The 914-nt window shown below is 53.9% G+C and carries 1 protein-coding gene; it reads left to right on the forward strand.

The genetic code is table 11. The features are described 5' to 3' along the window. Positions 1-12: 12 nt before the first annotated feature. Positions 13-914, forward strand: a 902-nt coding sequence (locus LRL21_RS44700; RefSeq protein ID WP_240422202.1) for an IS1380 family transposase, incomplete at its 3' end; no start/stop codon positions are given.

Consider the following 914-nt stretch of genomic DNA (forward strand, 5'->3'; position numbering starts at 1 on the left):
GGAGGTGTACCCGTGAAATCTGTTCGCTTTCAACTCGATCAATCGTTGGAACTGCTTACCGCTCATTCAGGTCTTGCCCTCATCGGCTTGCTCCTTTCTCATACCCAAATGGCCAAACGTCTGGTTCGTTGCTCGCTGCCCGGCGCCATGCAACCCAACGTCTCTCACTCCGATGTCATGGTTGCCTATCTGGGCTTGCTCTGCCAAGGAAAAAGTGACTTTGACCAGATTGAATCCTTTCGAGCCGATCGTTTCTTCGCAAAATCGCTCGGTATTAAACAGATCCCGTCGTCACCCACACTTCGACAGCGTCTGGATCTGGCCGCAGCCAGCAGTTATGAGTGGCAAACCATTTTACTGGAAGAGTCCGCCGATTTGCTTCGCGCGCTTAACGTTCCGCTGACTCCTGTTCAGACGACCGACCGTCTAGGCGAAACCCAATCGTGGCTGCCGCTGGATTTGGACGTCTCGCCGTTTGACAACAGCAATACGAAAAAAGAAGGCGTATCCCTGACCTACAAGAAGGTGAACGGCTATGCCCCGTTTTTTGCTTATCTGGGGCAGGAAGGGTATGGGGTCAACGTCAATCTGCGCGAAGGCTCTACCCATGTGCAAAAAGAAGCCGACGCCTTTCTGTCACACAGCTTGGACTATGCCCGTCGGGTCACGGACTTGCCCTTGCTCGTGCGCATGGATGCCGGCAATGACGCGATGGAAAATCTAAATCTCTGTCTGGACGAAAACGTTGATTTCATCGTCAAGCGCAACCTGCGCCGGGAAGCGCCGGAAGAGTGGTTGATGATCGCTCGGCAAGACGGCATGTGCTGTGAAGAGCGGGAAGGCAAGCGGGTTTATCTTGGCGCCATGACATGGACGGACAAGAAGTTGAAGCGCCCGATACGTGCCGTTTACCA

It is taken from the genome of Paenibacillus periandrae (assembly GCF_022458865.1).
Classification (GTDB): domain Bacteria; phylum Bacillota; class Bacilli; order Paenibacillales; family NBRC-103111; genus Paenibacillus_S; species Paenibacillus_S periandrae.